The sequence below is a fragment of the Allobrachymonas chironomi DSM 19884 genome, from assembly GCF_000374625.1.
In the GTDB taxonomy this organism is placed as follows: Bacteria; Pseudomonadota; Gammaproteobacteria; order Burkholderiales; family Burkholderiaceae_C; genus Brachymonas; species Brachymonas chironomi.
The window spans coordinates 412,485-428,726 of the sequence record NZ_KB894766.1; the positions used below are offsets into that span (position 1 = coordinate 412,485).

Here is a 16,242-nt window from a genome sequence, read left to right on the forward strand (position 1 = left end):
TGCAACATCTTGCAGGGGCACAGGCACTGACTCAGTGTTAACCCTGCACTGGCTCTATGAACCGGATTCTATATGACAAACATCACATGTGACATATTTACATGATGTTGCGTCGCAGCATTACTGGGGTATTGCTGCGACGCCGGGGGCAACATGCTTATTGCTGCGCCTGCTCCATCATGGAACGCTTCTGCGCTTCCGTCAGCTGATGGGTCTGCAGCTTGTCCTTGTGACGGACGATCTGGCGATCCAGCTTGTCCATCAGATCATCAATGGCGGCATACATGTCGTGCTGGCTGCTTTCGGCATGGATGTCATTGCCCTTGACACGAATACTGCATTCGGCGTGCTGGCGGCGGTCCTTGTCCTTGTCGTTGAGGATGGACAGCGTGACGCGGGTATCTACCAGCTGGTCAAAGTGGCGCGTGATGCGCTGCAGCTTGGTGGTGACGTATTCGCGCATCGCCGGGGTGACTTCCAGATGACGTCCAGTGATGGTCAGGTTCATAACTCCTCCTACATGGCCGGGGGCCGTTTGTTGCCGGAAGCGCTGCTTCCGGCTGTTAGGCGGCTCTGCCGTCGCAGATGACCGCGCATTCGCGAACATGTCCTTGCCCCTACTATGCGTCCGTGACAGGAAAAATACAAGGCCGGACAAACGTTCCGTTTCCACATCAAGGGCAAACCCGCAGCCGCCGCCTCAGCCCCAGAAGCCGCGTGCCATCAGCGCCGCCAGCAGCGGCAGCAGCAGCATCAGGTGCGCCGTGATCATGATGCGGCGACGCGTGCCGGCGATGTCGCTGGCACCGGGCAGGGAACCATCGGCATCCAGCTGACGACGCCAGCGCAGAAAGGTCAGCGTGGGACGGATCGACAGCAACAGCATCAGCACGAACAGCGTCAGCTTGAGGTGGAATACCGGGTTGGACAGGTAGAACTCCAGCCCCTTGGCGCCCCAGAACAGGCGTGCCAGGCCGCTCAGCAGGGTCAGCAGGGCCAGCACGCCATAAATCAGGTCCAGCCGCACCAGGCGGCGCACCACCTTGGCATTCATCCACTCCTGGCGGCAGAGGGCGGCTTCGGCGCTGAGAAACACCGTCATCGACAGGATCATCAGGATGTGCAGGTAGGAAAGCATTACTTCGCGCATGGGAAATTCCGGTTGTCTGGAGAGGTAGCCGCCACACTAGCAGCTTATCCACGATAATCGCCGCATGAGCGGCAATACCCTTGGAACCCTGTTTGCAGTCACCAACTTTGGTGAATCCCACGGCCCGGCCATTGGCTGCGTGATCGACGGCTGCCCGCCCGGCATGGCGCTGTCGGTCGATGACATCCAGCCCGAACTGGACCGGCGTCGTCCCGGCACCAGCCGCTATGTGACCCAGCGCAACGAGGCCGATCAGGTGGAAATCCTGTCCGGCGTCTACGAGGGCAAGACCACCGGCACCCCGATCTGCCTGCTGATCCGCAACACCGATCAGCGCAGCAAGGACTACGGCGACATCCTGCAGACCTTCCGCCCCGGCCATGCCGATTACGGCTACTGGCACAAGTTCGGCATCCGTGATCCGCGCGGTGGCGGCCGCTCCTCGGCCCGCCTGACCGCTCCCACGGTGGCCGCCGGTGCGGTGGCACGCAAGTGGCTGTTCGAGCAGTACGGCACCACGTTCCGCGGCTGCATGACGCAGATCGGCGAGATCGACATCCCGTTCGAGAGCTGGGAGCATGTGCCCCACAACCCCTTCTTTGCGCCCTGCGCCGATGTCAGCGCGCTCGAAGCCTATATGGACAGCCTGCGCAAGGCCGGTGACAGCTGCGGCGCACGCCTGCGCGTGAGCGCCAGCGGCGTGCCGGTCGGCCTGGGCGAACCCATTTACGACCGCCTCGATGCCGATATCGCCCACGCCATGATGGGCCTGAACGCGGTCAAGGGCGTGGAAATCGGCGACGGCTTTGCCAGCGTGGCCCAGCGCGGCAGCTACCACGGCGACTCCCCCACGCCGAACGGCTTTGCCAGCAACCATGCCGGCGGCATCCTCGGCGGCATCAGCAGCGGCCAGGACATCGAGGTCAGCCTGGCGATCAAGCCGACCAGCTCGATCATGGCACCGCGCGATTCGATCAACCTGCAGGGCGAAGCGGTGGTGGTGCAGACCAAGGGCCGGCATGACCCCTGCGTCGGCATCCGGGCCACGCCGATCGCCGAGGCGCTGCTGGCGCTGGTGCTGATGGAGCACGCGCTGCGCCACCGCGCCCAGTGTGCCGATGTGCACGTGGACACGCCCGACGTGGCACGGCTGGGCTGAGGACAAAACCCATGCTGCGCCGGCGGTCACGCACGAAGCCGCTGGCACCCATGGCTGACAACACCACCGGCCAGCAGCTGCTGCAGGCCCTGCAACTGGCCGGTTTTCCGCCCGACGAGCTGCAGGCGGTGCGCCAGACTCCGGACATGTGGCAGCAGCTGCTGCAGTTCCAGGCACGCGGTGGCCGGCTGGCCCATCAGACTGCCGGCTTTTCCGCCGCCAACGGCCATCCGCAGCAGATCCTGTTCTATGTGCCGGAAGATCCGCAGCAGCGCGTCCATTCCCGCTATTCGACGCTGGCGCACGAGCTCGGCCATGCCCTGTTCTTTCCGGAGCAATGGCTACCGATGGACCGGTTTGCCCATGCCGAAGCCTACGCCCGCTCGCGTGAACTGGGCGAAGCCCATGCCTGGCTCAACCAGTACGAGCTTTGCCTGCTCAAGCAGGGTGGCCGTTCCGAGCTGTTCTTTCCGCTGCGTATCGAGAATGCGGATGACTTTGGCGTGCAGGTGCGCGATGTGTTCGGCGAGATTGCCCGCATGAAGCTGGCCGGCGACAGCCGAGAACGGATCCTGGAACACCTGGCGCAGCTCAATGCCCGCATGTTTCCCTCCGGCATGGGGGCCGGTAACCGCAAGACCTACGGCCAGTGCAACCGCTGGGACTATGCCCTGCAGCAGGGAGAGCAGGGCTTGCCGCAGGCCTTCGCCCGACTCGCCGGCCGCCCGGCCAGCACCGACGAGCAGAAGCTGCTGACCAAATTCGGCCTGCAGCCGCAGGAGCTGCTGGAGCATCTGGCCGAAGCAGGCGGCGGCGATCCGCTGCATGCCTGGATGCAGCAGGACAGGCACGGCAATCCGCTGGCGTGAGCCCACCATGCAGCATCTGCTTGCCGCCGCTATGCTGCAGTGCGATAATTCCCGCTTGTCCTGTCATGGAGCCCCTGGCTCCCCCACACCCCCATGGAACCTAGCCCTAGTTGCTGGCTTCCGCGCCTGACGACCCGGTAAACGGCTGTCAAGCGCCGGAAGCGCTTGATCTGTCCCTTTCCCCGCCCAAGGCATGCCGCTGCCGCATGCCGCACCGGATGACCCCGTCATGCTGAATATCTTCACGCTGGCCAATGGCCGCCTGTTCCAGGAAGAAATCGAATCCCTGGAAGAACTCACCCGCTTCAAGCCGATCTGGGTTGACCTGGAAGACCCCACCCCCGAAGAAAAACGCTGGATCAAGCAGCACTACGGCCTGTCGATTCCCGACGACGCCATGGACGAGGACATCGAGGAATCGGCGCGCTTCTACGAGGAAGACAACGGCGAGCTGCACATCCGCTCCGACTTTCTGGTGGCCGACTACGACGATCCGGGCACGGTGCGCGTGGCCTTCATCCTGAACCAGAGCAACCCCGAGCTGCGCAGCCACAACATCCTGTTCTCGATCCACGACGAAACGGTGCCGGTGTTCCGCCTGATCCGCCTGCGCGCACGCCGCATGACCGGCCTGATCACCGATGCCAAGGAGCTGCTGCTCAAGCTGTTCGATGCCGACGTGGAATACAGCGCCGACACGCTGGAAGAAACCCACATGGAGCTGGAAAAGGCCAGCGACCAGGTGCTCAAGGGCGACGTGACCGACGATGTGGCCAGCGAGGTGCTGAACATCATCGCGCGCCAGGAAGACATGAACGGCCGCATCCGCCGCAATGCAACCGACACCCGCCGCGCCATCAGCTTCATCATGCGCACGCGCATGCTGGACGCCGAGCAGTTCGAGGAGGCACGCCAGATCATGCGTGACATCGATTCGCTGGACAGCCACTCGACCTTTCTGTTCGACAAGATCAACTTCCTGATGGATGCGACGGTCGGTTTCATCAACATCAACCAGAACAAGATCATCAAGCTGTTCTCGGTGGCGAGTGTGGCGATGCTGCCACCCACGCTGGTGGCCAGCATGTACGGCATGAACTTCCGCTTCATGCCCGAGCTCGACTGGAAGTTTGGCTATCTATGGGCGATTGTGCTGATGGTATTGAGCGCCATCGTGCCGATGCTGTATTTCCGCAAGCGCGGTTGGTTGAAATAAGATAAGAAACATATTGCTTCAATTGTTGCATTTTATGTTTTTATAGGATGCGCTTCCGGTCAAAGTTGATAATCAGCTTACATGAATCAGGTGGATAGCGTGATAAATTACGCTGATTCAATATCTCTTTCGGTGAACAACATGAGCATCAGTAGTAGTAAAGAATCCGAAAAAAAGGATTCAGAAGCCCATTACATGACGATTGAGGAGCTGGCGGACTACATTGGCATGTCCGTACGCAACATCCGCGCCTATAACAGCGCCGGCATGCTGCCACCCATCACCCTGCGTGGCCGTCTTGGCCTGTACGGGACAGAGCACACGGCACGCCTCGAAGTCATCCGCAGCCTGCGTGAGCAGGGTTTCGGTCTGGAACGCATCAAGCAGATCCTGCAAAACGAATCGCGCATGCCCGCCCACGCCGATGCCTGGATGGCAGCCCAATCCCACATCCTGAACGTGATCGGCCAGTCGAACAGCAACTCGGAAACCGTGCAGACCGAAGTCATCGAACAGGACTGGGACCAGCAGCTGACGCCCGAGGTGGCCCAGAAGCTGCAGCAATCCGGCATCCTGCGCATCCATGAGGACGGCAGCATGGAGCACCTGGCTCCCGGCCTGCGTCCGCTGGGCAACCGGCTGGCCAGCATGGGCGTGACCATTGATCAGGGAGCCACCATCCAGAACGAGCTGGTCCAGGATCTGCGCCGGCTGGTACGCACCTACCTGCGTCTGGCCATGCAGCTCACCACGCAGAACCATGGCGAACATGCCGTGCTGCCCGGCCATCTGGACGACTGGCTGCGCGATACACCCGAGCTGCTGCTGGAGGCCATCAGGGCGCTGCTGCCCATCCTGCTGCGGCAGGAAGCCGACAGCATGGCCAGCATGATGCAGCGCGGCCTGGAAAGCCAGGGCAAGCCTGCCACATCCCGCTGACCTGAAGCGGAACGGGGCCGCATCGGATCAGTTCCTGTCGGGAGCCGGAGCTGGTGCCGGTTTGCGGCGCCAGCCGGTCAGCAGTACCAATAGCGTCAATCCCAGTACAAAGCCCCAGTACCACAGCGTGCTGGTAGCGAAAAAATCGCGCAGCCAGATCGGCTCGTTGGCCATCATGCGGCCGGCGGTCATCGCCATCACCGCCGCTCCCAGCGTACGCAGCAGCGGTATTTGCGCCAGCAGGCGCGGCAAATGGCGGCTGCCAAACACGATCATCGGCACCGTCAGCAGCAGGCCGATCACGACCAGATCGACCGAGTTGCGTGCCGCGCCGGCAACCGCCAGCACGTTGTCCAGGCCCATCAGCGCCTCGGCCACCACGACGCTGCGCAGCGTGCCCCAGAAACCCTGCGCCGGCGTGTCCGGCAGTACCAGCCCGCGATGTCGGCGCGCCTGGGTACGCCAGGCGATACCGAGCAGCACGATCCCGCCCAGCAGCAGCAGGCCGGGCGTCTGCAGCAGCCAGAGCAGGCCGACCGTCATCAGCACGCGCAGCAGCAGGGCCAGCACGGTGCCGGCCGCCAGTGCGCCGCCATAGAGGCGACGCGGCAGCTGGCGTGCCGCTTCGGCAATCAGCACGGCACGCTCACCGGTCAGTACCAGATCGATCAGGACAATGGCCAGCAGCGACAGCCACCAGCCGGGAGAAAAGGCTTCCATGCGGGATCAGTGCTGCAAGGCAGCATCAGGATGATGCCCCATTGTAGGAAGTCTGCGCCGCCCTAGTCCCAGGTCAGTGCCGCGCCGCTCTGGTATTCGGTAACGCGCGTCTCGAAAAAATTCTTTTCCTTGCGCAGATTGGCCTGCTCGTCGAGCCAGGGCAGCACATTGCCGGCACCGGGAAAAGGCTCGGCAACACCGGCCTGGCGTGCGCGCCGGTTGGCAATGAAGCGGAACTGCTGCATGTGCAAGTCGGCGTTGTAGCCGAGCACCGGCTCCTGGAGGATGTAGCCGGCATAGGCCTGTTCGGCGGCTTCGGCTTCGTCCCAGAGCTGGCGCAGGGCCTGCGGGTCCAGCTCCAGCTGCTCCTCGGCCAGCAGTTCGCGCACCACGCGGATGCCGAAACCGGCATGCAGCACCTCGTCGCGCATGATGTACTGCAGCTGTTCGGCCGTGCCCTTCATCAGGCCGCGCCGCTGCAGTGCAAAAATCGGCGTGAAGCCGTTGTAGAACCAGCAGCCCTCGAACACCACGGCAAAGAAGAAATACGACAGCGCAAAAGTGTGCAGATTGTCGCGATCCTTCAGGTCAAAATCGGCGTGCATCACGCTGTCGAGCCGGCGCTGCGCCAGCGCGATCTTGCCGTGGATCTGCGGCACCACGCGGTAGCGGTTGTAGATGTCCTGCTGGTCCAGGCCGATGCTCTCGATGCAGTGCTGGTAGGTCCAGGTGTGCAGCGCTTCCTCGTAGACCTGGCGCGCCTGGTAGATCTGCAGCTCGGGCGCGGTCATCTTTTCCATCACGGCGAGGCCGATGTTGCGCATTGCCAGGATATCGGAAGTGGTCAGGTAGGCCAGCACGTTCTCGAAAATGTGGCGTTCGGTCGGCGTCAGCCGGTGGTGGTAATCATGCACATCCTGCGCCATGGAGATTTCCAGCGGCGTCCAGTGGTTGTTGTTCGCCATCAGGAAGTAGGACCAGGCCCAGGGGTACTTGAACGGAGCCAGCTGGTGGATATCGCCCTGGCCATTGACGATGCGCTTGTCGCTGGCGCGGGTGGCCGCGCCGGCGTGGCCGGCAGCTGGCGGCGTCAGCGGCGCAGGCGCGGCAACCGGAGTATCCGCCGGCGGCTGGCTGGCGGGGCGGGCGGACCGGGTCGGCAGGTCCCAGTCATCGAAACGGAAGGCAGTCATGTCGGGATTCTCTTCAAGGCTTACTGGCAGGCTTCGCAGTCGGGGTTGTCCAGACTGCAGAGGGCGGGGCTGCTGGCACTGGCGCTATCGGAAACGCCGGCTTTCTCGGCCTGGCTGGCGCCCAGCGTGCGCAGGTAGTAGGTGGTTTTCAGGCCGCGCTGCCAGGCCAGGCGATACAGCGCATCGAGCTTGCGCCCCGAAGGCTGGGCCAGGTACAGATTGAGCGATTGCGCCTGGTCAATCCACTTCTGGCGTCGCGCTGCGGCCTCCACCAGCCAGACCGGATCCATTTCGAAGGCGGTGGCGTAACGCTCGCGCAGCTCCTGCGGCACGCGCTCGATGCGTGCCAGCGAGCCATCGAAATACTTCAGGTCATCCACCATCACCTCGTCCCACAGGTCGAGCGCCTTCAGCTCCTGCACCAGCGCCGCGTTGACCACGGTGAACTCGCCCGACAGATTGGATTTGACATACAGATTCTGGTAGGTCGGCTCGATGCTGGCCGAGACGCCGACGATGTTGGAGATGGTGGCAGTAGGCGCAATCGCCACGCAGTTGGAGTTGCGCATGCCGTGCTGCGCGATACGCGTCTTCAGCGCCTCCCAATCCAGCGTGCTGCTGCGGTCCACCGTCACCGCTTCGCCACGGCCGGCTTCCAGCAGCGCAATGGTTTCGTGCGGCAGCACGCCCTGCTGCCACAGGCTGCCGGCAAAGCTCGAGTAGCTGCCGCGTTCGCGCGCCAGTTCGGTCGAGGCCAGATAGGCCTGATAGCACACCATTTCCATGCTGCGATCGGCAAACGTCACCGCCGCCTCCGAGGCATAGGGCAGGCCCAGCGCATACAGGCAATCGGCAAAACCCATGATACCGAGCCCGACCGGGCGGTGGCGCAGGTTGGCGTTGCGCGCCTGCGGGGTGGCGTAGTAGTTGAGATCGATCACGTTGTCCAGCATGCGCATGGCGGTACGGATGGTGCGTGCCAGCTTGTCCTGGTCCAGTGCGCCATCACGCAGATGCGCCAGCAGGTTGACCGATCCCAGGTTGCAGACAGCGGTTTCGTTGCCGGAGGTATTGAGCGTGATCTCGGTACACAGATTGGACGAATGCACCACGCCGGCGTGCTGCTGCGGCGAGCGCAGGTTGCAGGCATCCTTGAAGGTGATCCAGGGATGGCCGGTTTCGAACAGCATGGTCAGCATCTTGCGCCACAGCTGCTGCGCCGGCACGCGGCGGAACAGGCGGATCCGGCCGGCATCGGCCTGCGCCTCGTAGGCGGTGTAGGCCTCGGCAAAGGCCTGGCCGGTCTTGTCGTGCAGGTCAGGGACCTCATCCGGCGAGAACAGCGTCCAGTCGGCGCCGGCCTGCATGCGTTGCATGAACAGGTCGGGAATCCAGTTGGCGGTGTTCATGTCGTGCGTGCGGCGGCGCTCGTCCCCGGTGTTCTTGCGCAGATCGAGAAAATCCTCGATGTCCAGATGCCAGGTTTCCAGATAGGCACAGACGGCACCCTTGCGTTTGCCGCCCTGGTTGACCGCGACTGCGGTATCGTTCACCACCTTGAGGAAGGGAATCACGCCCTGGCTCTCGCCATTGGTGCCACGGATGCGGCTGCCCAGCGCGCGTACCGGGGTCCAGTCATTGCCCAGGCCACCGGCAAACTTCTGCAACAGTGCATTGTCGCGGACCGAGGCAAAGATGCTGCCCAGGTCGTCTTCCACCGTGGTCAGATAGCACGACGAGAGCTGGGAGTGCAGCGTGCCACTGTTGAACAGCGTGGGCGTGGAGCACATGAAGTCGAAGCCGGACAGCAGCTCGTAGAACTCCAGCGCACGTGCTTCGCGGTCGATCTCGTTGAGCGCCAGCCCCATTGCCACGCGCATGAAGAACAGCTGCGGCGTCTCGATGCGGCGGCCCTCGACATGCAGGAAGTAGCGGTCATACAGCGTCTGCAGGCCGAGGTAGCGGAACTGGCCGTCACGCTCGCAGCGCAAGGCCGCGGCCAGCCGTTGCAGATCGAATTCGGCCAGGCGCGGATCCAGCAGCCCGGCCGCGATGCCCTGGGCGATACCTTCGGCAAAGTAGCCGGCCTGCCGTGCTGCTGCCTGTTGCGGCAGCACCGGCTCGCCCAGCACCTCGGCGGTCAGCTGCGCCAGCAGCAAGCGCGCGGTGGCAAAGTCGTAGTCGGGATCCTGCTCGATCAGGGTGCGCGCCGCCAGAATCAGTGCCTGCTGCACATCGACCTGCGGCATGCCGTCGTACAGGTTCTGCAGCGTCTGCTCCAGGATGGCCTGTGCCGATGCGCCCTCGCCCAGCCCGGCACAGGCGGCCTCGCACTGCGCCAGCAGCGCGGCGGTGTCGAGCGGGCGACGTTCGCCCTGCACCAGCACATGCAGCACCGGAGCGCTATCGGCTCCCGCCTGCGCCGCACGTTCGGCCGCGCGCCGTTCACGGTAGAGCACATAGGCGCGCGCCACATCGTGCTCACCGGAACGCATCAGCGCCAGTTCCACCTGATCCTGGATATTCTCGATGTGCACCGTGCCGCCATCCGGCAGGCGTCGCGTGAGCGAACGCACCACGGTATCGGTCAGTTGCGCCACCACATCGCGGATGCGCGAGGAGGCACTGCCCTGGCTACCCTCCACCGCCAGAAAGGCCTTGGTCAGGGCGATGGCGATCTTGTCGGGCTGGAAGGTAACCACATCACCGTTGCGCCGGATCACCTGCATGGCGGCAATGGACAGGACGCGTTGTTCGTTCAGCATGTTCGGGCTCCCGCTGGAAAGACGGGCAGGGCACACCATGCGTGTCAGCGACCACCACGAACGGGAAGCCGGGATTCAGTCTGGCTGGCATGCCCGGTCTCCGCTCTGGCGGGCGCAGACAGGCATCTCCGGCGCGCACGCCGGGCAACAGAAGGCAGCAAGAAACACATGCATGATCGGCCTCATGTCAGGGACACCCCGCCCCAATGGAAAAAAGCTTGGCATCGTGGCAGGTCTTCTGACTTTCAGCTTGGCGCGTGACCCTGCCTTCCCGGACGCATCCAGTGGCATGAGCGGATCACGCAAGCTGATTACAGCTGCGGGGGCAGTTCACGAATTCGGGCACAAGGCCACGGCACGTGATTCCCTTTTCACCCGTTGCGTGTGGCAACGGGAACCATCGATGCAGGCAGTCTAGCACAGCGGCTCAGTGGCAGCTGTCACCACCCGGGCGCTTGTGCGGGCATTGGCCGCAGCCGCTGCTGCTGCCGTTGCTGCTGCCACAGCCGCCGGCCTGGCCACCCAGGCGTTCGCGCCAGCGGCCGGGCATCAGTCGCCACAGGACATACAGGGCCGCCAGCACGACCAGCAGGCCCACGATCAGGTCTTGCCACATGGCGATTCCTCCGGTCAGCCGCCCAGCGCCAGGGCCAGACGGTAGGTGATGAAACTGGCGACATAGGCCAGGGCAAACATGTAGATCACCATGATCCAGACATGGCGCCAGCCGTGCGTCTCGCGGCGCACCATGGCCAGCGTGGACAGGCATTGCGGCGCAAACACGAACCAGACCAGCAGCGACAGGCCGGTGGCCAGCGACCACTGGCCGGCCAGCAGTGTCTGCAGCTGGGCGCTGACCCCTTCCTCGCTGCCGGAGAGGGCATACACGGTACCGAGCGCGCCCACCACCACCTCGCGCGCGGCCATGCCGGGCACCAGCGCGATGCTGATCTGCCAGTTGAAGCCGATCGGGGCAAACAGCTGTTCCAGCCCGCGGCCCAGCATGCCGGCCAGACTGTATTCGATGGCCGGTGCGCCCGTTCCCGGCGGCGGTGCCGGATAGCTGGACAGGAACCACAGCACGATGGTCATGGCCAGGATGATGGTGCCGACGCGGCGCACGAAGATCCAGGCCCGCTCCTGCAGACCCAGCAGCAGATTGCGCAGATTCGGCAGGCGGTAGGCCGGCAGCTCCATCAGCAGCGGCGAAAACGTCTGCCGGCTGCGCCAGCGCTTGGCGATCCAGGCCACCAGCATGGCCGAGACGATGCCAAACAGATAGAGCCCGAACAGCACCAGCCCCTGCAGGTTGAACAGGCCCAGTACCTTGCGTGCCGGAATGAAGGCCGCGATCAGCAGCGTGTACACCGGCAGGCGTGCCGAGCAGGTCATCAGCGGCGCGATCATGATGGTGACCAGGCGATCGCGCCAGTTGCCGATGGTGCGCGTGGCCATGATGCCGGGCACGGCACAGGCAAAGCTGGACAGCAGCGGAATGAAGGAGCGGCCGGACAGGCCGACCTTGCCCATGAGGCGATCCAGCAGAAAGGCGGCACGCGGCAGGTAGCCGGAATCTTCCAGCGCCAGGATGAACAGGAACAGGAACAGGATTTGCGGCAGGAACACCAACACGCCTCCGGCACCGGCAATCACGCCATCGGCCAACAGACTGCGCAGCGCGCCTTCGGGCAGGCTGTCCCGCACCCAGCTGCCCAGTGCCTCGGTGCCGGCCACGATCAGGTCCATCGGCCAGGCGGCCCAGCTGAACACCGCCTGGAACACCAGGAACAGGATCAGCGCCAGCAGCAGCGGCCCACCCAGCGGATGCAGCACCACCCGGTCCAGCCGGTCGGTCAGCTCCAGCTTGCGCGCATGCGACTGCACGGTCACGTCCATCAGCCGGCGTACCTCGGCCTGCAGCGCCAGCACCCCCTCTGCCCCGCCCGCCGCCGTGGCGCTTGCGGTTGGCGCTGCTGGCAGGGGCTGATCCAGTGCGGCCAGCACCTCGCGCGCGCCGTCGGTCTGCACACCCACCGCGTAGACCACCGGTATGCCCAGTTCGCGTGCCAGCGCCGCGTGATCGATGCGGATGCCGCTGCGTGCCAGCATGTCGGACAGGTTCAGCACCAGCAGCATCGGCAGACCGAGCTGGCGCGCCTGCAGTACCAGCTGCAGGCTCAGGCGCAGGTTGGTGGCATCGGCCACGCAGATCAGCAAATCGGGTAGCGGCTCATCGCTGTTGCCGGTGACCACGTCACGCGTCACGGCTTCATCGGCAGAAGCCGCATGCAGGCTGTAGGTGCCGGGCAGATCCAGCACGAACACCTGGCGACCTTGCGGCGTGAGGGCAACACCCTCCTTGCGCTCCACCGTGACGCCGGCGTAATTGGCCACCTTCTGGCGGCTGCCGGTGAGCAGGTTGAACAGCGCGGTCTTGCCGCAGTTGGGATTGCCGAGCAGCGCCACGCGCTGCGGCAACGCTCCGGCTAGCGTGGGTTCAGCCTGCATCGGCGGCTCCTGCTGTCACCCGGATGCGATCGGCCTCGTGACGGCGCAGCGCAAAAGTGGTGTGACCGATGCGCACCGCCAGCGGCTCGCGCCCCGGCCAGCCGGCCGCCGTGATGCGTAGCTGTTCGCCCGGCACAAAGCCGATTTCCATCAGGCGCAGCATGAGTTCGTCTTCGCGGCCCTGCGCATCGGGCAACACGCTGCGCACGGTCGCCCAGCGTCCGGTCGTCAGGGCGGACAGGGGCAGGTCGGGATCAGTGATGGATAACATGGTGGCTGGTCGATTCTTGAATGAGAATGATAATCGACAAGCAAATAACCGCTTTGATGCGGGTCAACTCCGTGACGAATCGGCTCAGACCGGGACGGTATCGATAAAGCTCTGGCGCTGCTCCAGCCGCGCCTGCAGTTCGGCCAGGTTGGGGTGGCGGCTGCGCCAGTCGATGGCCGGGAAACGGAAGTCCAGCCAGCCCAGCGTGCAGCCAACGGCGATATCGGCCAGCGAGAACTGGTTGCCGTAGCAGAACTGCCGATCAGCCAGCAGGCGGCTCGTTTCGGCCAGACCGGCATCCACCTTCTGCATCTGGTGATCGATCCAGGCCTGGCTGCGCTGCGCCTCCGTTCGGCCGGCGAAAATATGTTCCAGGCGTGCCAGGATGGCGGCATCGAGCACGCCATCGGTCAGCGCCTCCCAGCAGCGAACCTGCAGGCGCTCGCGCTCTTCGGAGGGCAGCAGCTTGCAGACCGGGCTGAGGGTATCGAGGTAATGACAGATCACGCGCGAGTCATAGACCGATTCGCCTGTCTTGAGCAACAGCACCGGAATCTTGCGCAGCGGGTTGTGCTCCCCGATGGTGGTTTCGCCCGCCCAGACATTCTCGAGTTCGAACTCGTAGGGCAGCATTTTTTCGGCCAGCACCACGCGCACCTTGCGCACGTAGGGACTGGCCAGGGAACCGATGAGCTTCATGGGAGAGGACGGCCGGTTGGCGGCCAAGTGAAACGGTGTACCATTCTAGCCCCAGCACGGATATGTCGCTTATCCACCACTGGAATTGGCCCTCTTTATGTTGCACTGCAACAAAAACTGCCGGACACCGTAAAATGGACGACATGCAATCTCTTGATCTTACCCCCGTCACTGCGGTTTCGCCCCTGGATGGGCGTTATGCCGCCAAGCTCCGCCCCCTGCGCACCAGCATGAGCGAATACGGCTACATGCGCGCCCGCGTGCAGGTGGAAGTGGCCTGGTTCATCGCCCTGAGCGATGCCGGCATGGAGCAGTTCAAGCCGCTGACGGCCGGTGCCCGCAAGTACCTGCTGGATCTGGTGAAGGACTTCTCCGTGGAGGATGCCCGCGCCATCAAGGAAATCGAGAAGACCACCAACCACGACGTGAAGGCGGTCGAGTACTGGATCAAGGGCAAGTTCGATGGCCGTCCCGAGCTGGAAAGCGCCTCCGAATTCGTGCACTTTGCCTGCACCAGCGAAGACATCAACAACACCAGCCACGCGCTGCAGCTCAAGGCCTGCCGCGACCAGGTGCTGCTGCCGGGCCTGGACGCCATCTGCGATACCCTGCGCGGGATGGCGCAGAAGTTTGCCGATGTCCCCATGCTGAGCCGCACCCACGGCCAGACCGCCAGCCCGACCACCGTGGGCAAGGAAATCGCCAACGTGCTGGTGCGCCTGGACAAGACGCGCCAGGCGATTGCCGGCGTGCCGCTGATGGCCAAGATGAACGGTGCCGTGGGCAACTACAACGCCCACCTGAGCGCCGCGCCCGACCTGGACTGGGAAGCCTTCAGCAAGAATGTGGTCGAAACGCCCGAGCCGCTGGGCCTGGGCCTGACCTTCCAGCCCTACAGCATCCAGATCGAACCGCACGACTACATGGCCGAGCTGTTCGACGCCGTGGCGCGCAGCAACACCATCCTGATCGACTTCTCCCGCGACGTCTGGGGCTACATCAGCATGGGCTACTTCAAGCAGAAGCTGAAGGAAGGCGAAATCGGCTCCTCCACCATGCCGCACAAGGTCAACCCGATCGACTTCGAGAATGCCGAAGGCAACCTGGGCCTGGCCAACGCGCTGCTGCGCCACCTGAGCGACAAGCTGCCGATCAGCCGCTGGCAGCGTGACCTGACCGATTCCACCGTGCTGCGCAACATGGGCGTGGCGCTGGGCTATGCCATTCTGGCGCACCAGTCGCTGCAGACCGGCCTGGGCAAGCTGCAGCTCAACGAGGAGCGTCTGGCCGAAGACCTGGACCACGCCTGGGAAGTGCTGGCCGAGCCGATCCAGACCGTGATGCGCCGCTATGGCGTACAGGGCGCCTACGAGAAGCTGAAGGAAGTCACGCGCGGCAAGACCGTGCAGGCAGCCGATCTGCATGGCCTGATCCGTGGTCTGGAGATTCCGGAATCCGAGAAGGAACGCCTGCTGGCGATGACGCCGGCCTCCTACGTGGGCAAGGCCGCCGAACTGGCCCGCCGCGCCTGATCCGTCAGCAGCGCTGCACGATCGAGCCACCACGCCGTCAGGCGGGTGGCTTTTTTGTGCTCAACGGGCTGCTGCCGGCCAGCGCAGCAGCTCCAGCGTATCCAGCTGCAGCAGGCTGAAGTGGCCGCGGCCGCTCATCCAGCCGCCGGTATCGAGGTAATAGCGGTTGCCCAGCACACGCGCTTCGTCAATGGTGTTGTGGCCATGGGCCACGGCACGGATATTCTCGATCACGCTGTTATCGCCCTGGCGGATGCGCCAGCGCGCCCACAGGCAGGTATGCAGATTGTCGGCTTCGAGCGGGCGATCACGCAGATGCTGCCAGTCATCAAACGGGCATTCGGCGTGCAGCAGACCGACCGGGCCGTCTGCCGTGTCCACCTCGGCCACCACCGGCAGCTGCTGCAGGCGCTCGGCGATGGCACGGCGTTCGGCGGCGGGCAGTCCGACAAACCAGTCGCCGCCATGCAGGCGGTGATCGACATTCGGAAAGGGATCGTCCAGGCCGTCGCGCCAGATCATGAAATCGTGGTTGCCGCAGATGGCATGGAACCAGGGCTGGTCCAGCCAGTGCAGCACCTGGCGTGAATCCGGCCCGCGATTCACCAGGTCGCCCAGGGAAAACAGCCGGTCGGTGGCGCGGTCGAAGCCGATGCCGTCCAGCACCTGCTGCAGCCGCTGAAAACAGCCGTGGATATCGCCCACGGCAAAATCGCGCCCGCGCGTATTGCGGGCATGCGTGAGATAGGTAGTTGGCATGATGCCGATACTGTAACGCAGCGGCATGCGCCATGGCGACAGACCCGGAATTGCCCATGATGATGGCCGGCCTGCAACACCGCCCTTGGGCGCTGCGGACGACCGGGAGACTTACAGCGTGACACCGAAACGCGGCAGCAGCCAGACCATCAGCGCATAGGCCAGCGCCGTGGCCGCGCTCGACAACAGCAGTGCCAGCCAGAAGTTCCAGCCGGCACGCAGCAGCAGCGGCAGCAGCAGGAACAGCAGTAGCGAGGGAATCACCAGCCAGAAGATGCTGCTGGCAGTGGCAGCGATTTGCGCCGTATCGCGCGTGTCCAGGTAGATCCAGATCATGGCCAGCAGCGAGGTGAGCGGCAACGAGGCCAGTGCCGCGCCCCAGAAGCTGCTGCGCTTGCCGAGTTCGGCAATCGCCACGATGAGGATGGCGCTCAACAGGGTCTTGATGGTCAGGATCAGCAT

Annotated in this window: 16 protein-coding genes and 1 riboswitch; of the genes, 5 read left to right on the forward strand and 11 right to left on the reverse strand. The window is 64.1% G+C overall.

Going from position 1 to position 16,242, the window contains the following annotated elements:
- Positions 1-157: 157 nt before the first annotated feature.
- Together hpf and C513_RS0104580 are read right to left on the reverse strand one after the other, a co-directional pair.
- Complete coding sequence (gene hpf, locus C513_RS0104575) at positions 158-508, reverse strand: ribosome hibernation-promoting factor, HPF/YfiA family (protein WP_018714857.1); 351 nt, start codon at positions 506-508, stop codon at positions 158-160.
- Between the two features lie 192 nt (positions 509-700).
- Positions 701-1,150, reverse strand: a complete 450-nt coding sequence (locus C513_RS0104580) for a DUF2214 family protein (RefSeq protein WP_018714858.1) — start codon at positions 1,148-1,150, stop codon at positions 701-703.
- A gap of 64 nt (positions 1,151-1,214) precedes the next feature.
- Here C513_RS0104580 and aroC point away from each other — a divergent pair, with 64 nt between their 5' ends.
- From aroC to C513_RS13620, 4 genes are all read left to right on the forward strand, one after another.
- The gene (gene aroC, locus C513_RS0104585) at positions 1,215-2,309 is read left to right on the forward strand and encodes a chorismate synthase (RefSeq protein ID WP_018714859.1); all 1,095 of its coding nucleotides are present in this window, start codon (positions 1,215-1,217) and stop codon (positions 2,307-2,309) included.
- Positions 2,310-2,359: 50 nt separating this feature from the next.
- Complete coding sequence (locus C513_RS0104590; RefSeq protein ID WP_156816036.1) at positions 2,360-3,178, forward strand: hypothetical protein; 819 nt, start codon at positions 2,360-2,362, stop codon at positions 3,176-3,178.
- Positions 3,179-3,407: 229 nt separating this feature from the next.
- A complete protein-coding gene (gene corA, locus C513_RS0104595) occupies positions 3,408-4,394 on the forward strand; it encodes a magnesium/cobalt transporter CorA (protein ID WP_026320547.1) in 987 nt (328 codons plus the stop codon).
- 195 nt (positions 4,395-4,589) lie between these two features.
- Positions 4,590-5,333, forward strand: a complete 744-nt coding sequence (locus C513_RS13620; protein WP_018714862.1) for a MerR family transcriptional regulator — start codon at positions 4,590-4,592, stop codon at positions 5,331-5,333.
- A 27-nt stretch (positions 5,334-5,360) separates the two neighbouring features.
- Here C513_RS13620 and C513_RS0104605 read toward each other — a convergent pair whose 3' ends face one another.
- The 7 genes from C513_RS0104605 to C513_RS0104635 all read right to left on the reverse strand — a co-directional run bounded on the left by C513_RS0104605 (position 5,361) and on the right by C513_RS0104635 (position 13,489).
- Complete coding sequence (locus C513_RS0104605; RefSeq protein WP_018714863.1) at positions 5,361-6,053, reverse strand: YjbE family putative metal transport protein; 693 nt, start codon at positions 6,051-6,053, stop codon at positions 5,361-5,363.
- Positions 6,054-6,115: 62 nt separating this feature from the next.
- Positions 6,116-7,246 carry a ribonucleotide-diphosphate reductase subunit beta gene (locus C513_RS0104610; RefSeq protein ID WP_018714864.1) on the reverse strand — a complete coding sequence of 377 codons (1,131 nt, stop codon included), beginning with the start codon at positions 7,244-7,246 and terminating at the stop codon, positions 6,116-6,118.
- Positions 7,247-7,266: 20 nt separating this feature from the next.
- Positions 7,267-10,011, reverse strand: a complete 2,745-nt coding sequence (locus C513_RS0104615) for a ribonucleoside-diphosphate reductase subunit alpha (RefSeq protein WP_018714865.1) — start codon at positions 10,009-10,011, stop codon at positions 7,267-7,269.
- Positions 10,012-10,223: 212 nt separating this feature from the next.
- Positions 10,224-10,428, reverse strand: a riboswitch (cobalamin riboswitch).
- Positions 10,429-10,438: 10 nt separating this feature from the next.
- A complete protein-coding gene (locus tag C513_RS0104620) occupies positions 10,439-10,627 on the reverse strand; it encodes a hypothetical protein (RefSeq protein ID WP_018714866.1) in 189 nt (62 codons plus the stop codon).
- Between the two features lie 14 nt (positions 10,628-10,641).
- Positions 10,642-12,519, reverse strand: a complete 1,878-nt coding sequence (gene feoB, locus C513_RS0104625; protein WP_018714867.1) for a ferrous iron transport protein B — start codon at positions 12,517-12,519, stop codon at positions 10,642-10,644.
- Positions 12,509-12,790 carry a FeoA family protein gene (locus C513_RS12705; protein WP_018714868.1) on the reverse strand — a complete coding sequence of 94 codons (282 nt, stop codon included), beginning with the start codon at positions 12,788-12,790 and terminating at the stop codon, positions 12,509-12,511. Before C513_RS12705 ends, feoB begins: the two co-directional genes overlap by 11 nt.
- 84 nt (positions 12,791-12,874) lie before the next feature.
- Positions 12,875-13,489 carry a glutathione S-transferase family protein gene (locus tag C513_RS0104635; RefSeq protein ID WP_018714869.1) on the reverse strand — a complete coding sequence of 205 codons (615 nt, stop codon included), beginning with the start codon at positions 13,487-13,489 and terminating at the stop codon, positions 12,875-12,877.
- Positions 13,490-13,623: 134 nt separating this feature from the next.
- Here C513_RS0104635 and purB point away from each other — a divergent pair, with 134 nt between their 5' ends.
- The gene (gene purB, locus C513_RS0104640; RefSeq protein WP_018714870.1) at positions 13,624-15,021 is read left to right on the forward strand and encodes an adenylosuccinate lyase; all 1,398 of its coding nucleotides are present in this window, start codon (positions 13,624-13,626) and stop codon (positions 15,019-15,021) included.
- 60 nt (positions 15,022-15,081) lie between these two features.
- On the opposite strand, the gene C513_RS0104645 is transcribed toward purB, so the two are convergent.
- Complete coding sequence (locus C513_RS0104645) at positions 15,082-15,780, reverse strand: metallophosphoesterase (protein ID WP_026320548.1); 699 nt, start codon at positions 15,778-15,780, stop codon at positions 15,082-15,084.
- Positions 15,781-15,891: 111 nt separating this feature from the next.
- A complete protein-coding gene (locus C513_RS0104650) occupies positions 15,892-16,242 on the reverse strand; it encodes a DUF3147 family protein (protein WP_018714872.1) in 351 nt (116 codons plus the stop codon).